Raw genomic sequence first — 7740 nt, 5'->3', positions numbered from 1 at the left:
TCTTATCAGGGACAGTTGGTGGCTTGCCAGGAAGATACTCCCCACCTTAATGTAAAAGGATATATAGGTAAACCGGAGAATGCGAAAAAAACCCGAGGGGAACAATATTTTTTTGTAAACAACAGGTATATCAAAAGCAATTATCTACACCATGCGGTGTCTAATGCTTATGAGGGGCTGATGTCTTCAGAAATGCAGCCGTTTTATGTCCTGTTTTTGGAAATTGACCCAACTCACATCGATATCAACGTTCACCCCACCAAAACCGAAATAAAATTTGACGATGAACGCACAGTTTATGCTGTGATACGCTCTGCAGTGAAGCAGGCACTAGGGGCTCATAATGTAGTACCAACATTGGATTTCTCTTTGGACGTGAATTTTTCTGAAAACTGGAAACATGATACCCAGCAGAATTTTGATGTAAAAGAAGAAAATACTTTGGGGCAGGAAGTTGTTCAAAGAGAAAATTCCTATAAAAGTTTTCAGAGCCCAGGAGTAAATAAACAATCCGTGTCCGGTTGGGAAAAACTTTTTGAACAAAGGGATTATACTCAGGATTTCAATCCTTCAAAGGAAGAACCAACACAGGAAGAGACAGATGTACTGACCTTTCCAAGCAAGGCCAATGAACAGGGCTCGCGGCCACAGGCATTTTTAGAAGAAAGAGGAAACTCAGGGGCCACGTTCCAGGTGGAGCTTAATTATATAGTAGCACAAATGTCTTCCGGTATGCTGATTGTGGATCAGCAATCTGCCCACGAAAGGATTCTTTACGAAAGATATATCAAGCAACTTTCGCAGGCCTCAGGAGCTTCTCAACAGTGTTTGTTCCCCCCGCACGTACAACTTAGTCAATCAGATTTCGCTTTGGTAATGGATATCAAAGAGGAATTGCATAGCTTGGGTTTTGTTATCGTTGAATTCGGGAAAGATACAGTACTTATACAAGGGGTGCCTGCGGACATCCATGTGAATAATGAAAAAACTTTGTTTGAAGGATTGTTGGAGCAGTTCAAACACTTCCGGTCAGAACTTTCGTTGGACAAAAGAGAGAATTTAGCACGATCTCTGGCGAGAAAATCTTCCATAAAGAAGGGTACAAGGTTGGATACAGCCGAAATGGAAGCTGTGGTAGGGCAATTATTTACCTGCTTAAATCCAAATTATGGCCTGTCAGGGAACAAAACATTCGTCAAACTGGATTTACAAAAGATACATGGTTTTTTTACCAAATAAAATATGTTCAGAAACCTCACGCCAATAGCCAAAAACCTTCTTATAGCCAACATAGGCCTGTTTTTTATCACTGCCTATTTCGCTCCGATGCTGAAGGCATATGCAGCACTATACTACTTGGGGACGCCTCAATTTATGCCTTTCCAGATTTTCACTTACATGTTTATGCATGCGGATTTCTGGCATTTGTTCGGCAATATGTTTGGGCTATTTATTTTTGGGCCGTTGTTGGAGCAGTTTTTGGGTTCTAAGCGGTTCCTGATTCTCTGGATGGTGGCAGGTATAGGTGCAGGTATTTTGTATTCTGGATATAATGCCATTCAGGTAGGAATTATCAATAACAAGGTGAGTTCTTACGCTGCGGATCCAAATCCGGCAGATTTTGCCAAATATATCAAGGATTACAGGCCATACTTTGATGATAAGCATTTGGACTTTAGGGATGTGTACAGGGAAAATCCTGAAGACAGCCAACTTGCAGATACTTCTTCCAAGATTGTCACCTCACTGGGAGCCACGCTAGTGAATAATATTAAAAGATCCTCAATGATAGGTGCCTCTGGAGCCTTATTTGGACTTTTAGTCGCATTTGCTATGCTTTTTCCCAACACTGAGCTGTTTTTATTGTTCTTACCTGTACCTATCAAGGCAAAATATTTTGTATCCGTTTACATCTTATATTCACTATATTCGGAATTTATGAGAGCGGGCTATGATAATATTGCGCATATGGCTCACGTTTTTGGTGCTGTGGTTGGCTTTGTGTTAATTTACATTTGGAAAAAAGATAGGACTAATTTCTATTGATATATGTACGGAGGATTTTGGGATAATTTGAGGAATGCATTTAAGCAAAGCAACAATAGTTTGTACAAGCTATTGGCTATCAATATCCTTGTCTTTTTTGTAATGGTAGTCTTCCGGGTGTTTTTTACTTTTTCGGGAGCGGGAGGATTATACCAGTCCTTGAGGGCGTATATGATGATGCCTGCCGATTTAAGTGCTTACATCGTGCAGCCTTGGTCCATAATTACCTACATGTTTTTTCATGAGGGGATTTTCCATATCCTGTTCAATATGCTCTTTTTGTATTGGTTTGGTCTTTTGGTCAATGAATACCTAGGTAGCCGAAAGCTTGCAAATCTGTATATTTTGGGAGGATTGGTGGGGGCTATTCTATATGTAGTGATGTATAATATATCGCCCTATTTTGCAGATGTACTCGATCAGAGCAGGATGTTGGGAGCAAGTGCAGGGGTCTATGCCATAGTCGTGGGAGCGGCTACTTTGGCCCCAAACACCACTTTCCAACTGATTTTGTTGGGTCCAGTTAAAATTAAGTATATCGCTATTTTCTATGTTATCATTGCTTTTGTAAACAGTGCCGGTAGCAATGCTGGGGGAGAATTGGCCCACCTAGGTGGTGCTGCTATGGGCTTTATGTATATACGTCAATTGCAAAAAGGTAAAGATTGGGGAATCGGTATTCAAGTCATTGGAATCTTTTTTGAAAAGCTATTTGAAAAGAAACCAAGTGTCAAGGTGTCTTATCGTAAGAAAAAGACCTTTACTTCTTCCCAAAGTTATACGAGTACGGAAAACCCTAAACCCACTCCAAGCAGTAAAGGTGCGGAGCCTACACAAGAGGAGATAGACAAAATCTTGGATAAAATAGCAGAAAAAGGATATGAGGCTCTTTCCAAAGATGAAAAGAGAAAGCTTTTTGAATTTTCTAAGAAGTAATTGCGGGACTGACTACTTCATTACATTTTTACTCAGCATTCAATTTCACTCAATTTTATAGCTTGGTACCTTGGTGGTGTTTTAGTTAGATATGATTATCCTAATATTGACCACCTAAAGTCATCACTACTCCCAGTCTCAATACTGGTATCCGTGTATTTTGGCTTTGGATTTTGAATTCTGTAATAAATCCTAGAGTTTCTCCTACATCAAAAAAAGCTCCCGCACCGAAATTCCCACCTGGCCTGGTACGGGATTGGCCTGGGAGTCCTGGTTGAAAATTCTCCCAATAGTTGTTGTAACCTCCAAGAATATATACTTGAGAGACGCCTTGCGTGAGGTAGTACCTTAAGTCTACGTTGAGATTACTTATCCTTCCAAAATCAGGGAAATAATAACTGAAATTGGGTGCTATTGAGAAATTATCTACAAATAAATATTCAATACCTGCATTGGCACCTACCTCATTGATGCGCAATCTGTAGTCTGCACCGAGTTGCAGTCTAAAATCTCCCTGTTCTTGGGCATAATTGAATCCTAGGCTTGAGAAGAAGAGAATGATAAAGAATAGTTTTTTCATTCGCTCAAGATAAGAATAAATGCAAAAAGACCCAATTCAGGGGTCTTTTTGATTTCATTTTTTAAATTGTTTGGTTTAGATATCCTGTTCCAAATAGGATAGCCTCCCAAACTTATCCATTCCTTGAATAATGACTTTATATTTTTTCACAATATCATTGTTGAAAAACTCTATCGTGGCTGAATTGTCCTTCCATTCCAGTTTGGGATTCCAATACAAAGTTGACCTATAATCCGGTGCAGGGGGATTCTCTTTGTCATACATAGGCATATAATATTCGCTGGCTATTGAGTAGCCTGGAAAACGGAGATTGAAAACACCTTCTCCTACGCTTCCTATTCCAGCCGCTCTTTTGGTATACAGTGCAATTGCACCACTACCACCAGCACTGCCAAAAATAGCCAGTGATGCAGCATCTTTAAATACTTCTACTGAGGCTAAATCTCTTGGCGAGATAGCACTTGCAAAGCCAATATCTACAGGCGTATTATCTAAAAGGATTAAAGGTGTTCCACCCGCTTGAATTGAACCAACCCCTCGGATAGTAATTGTAGAGTTTCCCATGAGGTCAGGATAAACCCTTACACCCGCAAATCTTCCTTGTAGCAATTCGAAGATATCTCTATAACCTTCAAAACCCCCAATGTCTTCAGGTTTGAGTGACGTATCTCCTTTTCCATACATTCGGTTGATATTTTCTTCATTTGGCTCGTATTTATCAGCTGATATGACAAATTCATCAATCAAGATCTCATCCAAATCGCCATAAGCAGCTTGAGCGCTCCTTCTTCTTTCAGCAGATTCCATAAACCTCTGTGTACTTTCCGAGATTTGAAAATTTTGTATTTTGGGTTTGAAACCTTCCCACTGTACATATTTAGATAAAGGGGGGTCCAATTCTAAGTTTACAAATTCTTTGAGCCGTTTGTCATTTGCGGAAATTGTAAGTAGAGTAGTATCCTGGAAATCCAGGTCATCAATGATAAACTTACCATTTTCTCCAAATTCCACAGCGAGGAAGTCTTCGGATTTTCCCTTAGAAAAGACATTCAACATGCCTCCGGATAGTCCTCTCCTCCGGTCTTCTTTGGGACTGACTGTACCGGTAATGTTTATCCCTTGTTCTATAAAATGCTTATTATCTATTTTTCCTGAAAATACTTTTTCCCAATCAAAACGCTTCCAGCCATGCGTCAGCATAACCAGGTCTATTGCTTGTTCATCTTTTCCTTGACCTAAAAGTTTTTTAGGCTCATGGATTGTTCCCCTTAGTTCCGACTCCAGTTTTAAAAAGGAATTGATACTTGAACTGGGAGTAAAAAGAGCCTCATCAGCATCAATAATGGAAACTGAGTAATTACCTCCTTCAAAATTTTCTCCATCGATCTCGACAGTCCAACTATTTTTCCCTCGTGCCTCAGTGTTTACATTGGCAGCAGATAAGTTGAGGGTAAGTTCTTGTTCCAAAGAGTTGAAGATAAGTCTTTCTGCCAATGGGGTGCCCTCAGGTTCAAAAATGGTAAGCTGATTGATTCCAGGAACCAGTTGATTTCTGTTGAGACGCACTCCTGACACACCAGTTTCCAGGTTGAGTACTTGCATATAGGCAATACGTCCTCTTGCATGGACTACGAGTAATGCTTCTCCATTAGGAGATATTTTGTCAAATCCTTTGGCTTGTATCAATACATTGATAAGGCTTTCCTTTGAGGTATCTACGGCTATGTTAATACCTTGACTTTTTACTGGGCCTAATGGAATGCTTAACTTTTCTTCGCCTAAAGTAATTTCCACCTTAGTGATTTCTCCCTCCTGAGGAGTTACATTGAATGCTGCCAGACCGGAGCTATTGGTCTCGAATGAAATTTCTTGTCCATTATGTTCAATTTTACCTTCAACTTCAGCTGGGGTTCCATCAGGATAAATGGCTCTCACTGCCACTTTATTGTTGAACCCTGCGATAAGGTCACCGCCTTCAGGTAAGAATTGAACATCAATAGAAGAAGCAGGAAAGGGTAAAATAAAATTTCTTTTGATCCTGTAATCCTCGTTTTCTTCTTGTATCAGGTTCAGGGAATGGATTTGCTTCAGGTCTTTGTTTGGTATGGAAAAAGATAATTCGTATTTCCCTTCTTCATCAAGGGTCAAAGTTCCTTTGTCTATTGATTCACCTTCTTTTAGGATTTCATAATGAATCATTTCCCCCGATAGGGGCCTCAATGTTTTATTAACGGCTGTAACTTTTGCTTTATAATGTATCTCTTGTCCTATTTCTTCTTTTTCAAAAATGACGTTTGGTTGGAATTTCATGTTGTAAGTATCCAATACCTGTACATTTGTTTGAAATATCATTTCCTCCCCAAAACCTTTGAGCCAATAGGAATACGCTTTGATGATATAATTTCCTTCTTTGGTAAAACCGTCTAACCTGAAGTCACCAAAGGCATGTCCTTCTTCGATTTTGACTGTTTTTTGTTGAACCAGATTGCCTTCATCATCCAGTAAGTCTACATACACTACTTTGCTCAATGGCGAAGGGATATCAGGGCTTCCTGCTGTCAGGTAGACTGAAAACCAAATATTGTCACCGGCGGCATACAGTGTTTTATCAAGATGGAGAAATACTTTTTCCTCGGGTATTTCGTCAGCATACGCTTCCAGCAGGTTGATGATTTTTTCGGATAGCTCGGTGATTCCTGGTTTCTGCTTAAATCCACTCAGTATGTAGATACCCGGGATTAATAAAACTGAGCAGAAAATGAGTAATCTTTTCATAGAAATAGAAGATAAAAGTCAAATTGAATAGCTGATACTTTTAACGTTCGTATCAGAAAAGGTTTAGTTCTGCAATTATAACTAAAAAATCAATATATGTAAATAAGGAGGTTATTTTTAACAATATTTATTTTGAGATATGCAAACCTGATATAAGGGATTAAAAATAAAATATTATGTATACCTGCTTTCTTGCCAGGATTCTCTACTCAAGACCCAAAAGATGGTGGAAATCAAGATTCAAGCATACTTCCGACATCTGTTATCCCCGCCTGACGTCGGTCAGGGTTCAGCTTTCCTTTAAAGCAAAGGAAATATGTCATCTGGCATAATTTCGGATAATCATATAAAAAATTTATAATATTTCACCCACCTCGTTTTTATTGGCCAACTGTCCGCAGGCTGCATCGATATCCTGACCTCTTGACTTCCTGACTTTTGCGATGATGCCATTGTTTTCCAATATCCTAACGTACATGTCTACTGCTTCCTGAGAAGCCTGTCTGAATTCTCCTTCATCTATAGGGTTGTATTGGATGATGTTGACTTTGGAAGGAATGATTTTACAAAACTTGGCCAAGGCACGTGCGTGGGCTTCGTCATCATTTATACCTTCCCAGATCACATATTCATAGGTGACTTTTCTTTTGGTTTTTTGGTACCAGTATTTCAATGATTCCGCTAGGTCTTCCAAAGGATTGACATCATTGATGGGCATCAAGCGGCTTCGTGTTTCATTGATGGCAGAGTGCAGAGATACTGCAAGATTGAAGCGCACGCCATCGTCTGCCATTTTTTTGATCATTTTCGGAATGCCTACTGTAGAGAGGGTGATTCTTCTTGGCGCCATGCCCAAGCCTTCGGGAGATGTGATTTTGTCTATGGCGTCAATGACATTGCTATAATTCAACAAAGGTTCTCCCATACCCATAAAGACAATATTGGTCAAAGGTCTTTGAAAGTATGTCTCTGCTTCATCTTTGATGGCCACTACCTGATCGTAGATTTCATCGGGATTTAGGTTACGCATGCGCTTGAGTCTAGCAGTAGCACAAAAATTACAATCCAGGCTGCATCCTACCTGTGAGGAAACGCAAGCGGTGATTCTTTTGGAAGTCGGAATGAGTACTGATTCTACAATTTTGTTGTCAAAAAGTTTGACGGCATTCTTGATGGTGCCGTCATTGGAATGCTGCATCAGGTCTACCAAGATGTGGTTGATAGAAAAATTGCTTTTGAGCATTTCCCTAGTTTCCTTGGAGATATTGCTCATGTCGTCAAAGTTTTTCAGGGATTTGTTCCAAAGCCAGTCATAGACCTGCTTGGCTCTGAATTTTTTATCCCCTTGGGCGACAAAAAATTCTTCCAACTGTTCCAGGCTTAATTTTCTAATGTCCTTCTTC

At 39.8% G+C, this 7740-nt stretch carries 6 protein-coding genes; 3 read left to right on the top strand and 3 right to left on the bottom strand.

Annotation, left to right across the window (positions count from 1 at the left end; translation table 11 throughout):
* The 3 genes from mutL to EA341_RS03505 all read left to right on the top strand — a co-directional run.
* Positions 1-1239: DNA mismatch repair endonuclease MutL (gene mutL, locus EA341_RS03515; protein WP_293011365.1), on the top strand; the 1239-nt coding region annotated here is incomplete at its 5' end.
* Positions 1240-1242: 3 nt separating this feature from the next.
* Positions 1243-2046 (top strand): rhomboid family intramembrane serine protease, encoded by an 804-nt coding sequence (locus EA341_RS03510; RefSeq protein ID WP_293011363.1) that lies wholly within the window; start codon positions 1243-1245, stop codon positions 2044-2046.
* Between the two features lie 3 nt (positions 2047-2049).
* Positions 2050-2982: a rhomboid family intramembrane serine protease gene (locus EA341_RS03505; RefSeq protein WP_293011361.1), complete on the top strand. Its 933-nt coding sequence runs from the start codon at positions 2050-2052 to the stop codon at positions 2980-2982.
* A gap of 100 nt (positions 2983-3082) precedes the next feature.
* On the opposite strand, the gene EA341_RS03500 is transcribed toward EA341_RS03505, so the two are convergent.
* The 3 genes from EA341_RS03500 to rlmN form a co-directional block, all read right to left on the bottom strand.
* Positions 3083-3562, bottom strand: coding sequence for a hypothetical protein (locus EA341_RS03500; RefSeq protein ID WP_293011359.1), 480 nt, complete (start codon positions 3560-3562; stop codon positions 3083-3085).
* Between the two features lie 75 nt (positions 3563-3637).
* Positions 3638-6337 (bottom strand): TonB-dependent receptor plug domain-containing protein, encoded by a 2700-nt coding sequence (locus EA341_RS03495; protein WP_293011357.1) that lies wholly within the window; start codon positions 6335-6337, stop codon positions 3638-3640.
* Between the two features lie 355 nt (positions 6338-6692).
* A partial coding sequence (gene rlmN / locus EA341_RS03490) for a 23S rRNA (adenine(2503)-C(2))-methyltransferase RlmN (RefSeq protein WP_293011355.1) occupies positions 6693-7740 on the bottom strand: 1048 nt, incomplete at its 5' end.

Origin of the sequence: Mongoliibacter sp. (assembly GCF_007692705.1) — a bacterium.
Taxonomy (GTDB): Bacteria; Bacteroidota; Bacteroidia; order Cytophagales; family Cyclobacteriaceae; genus Mongoliibacter.
This window is presented reverse-complemented; position numbering and strand designations above follow the sequence as displayed.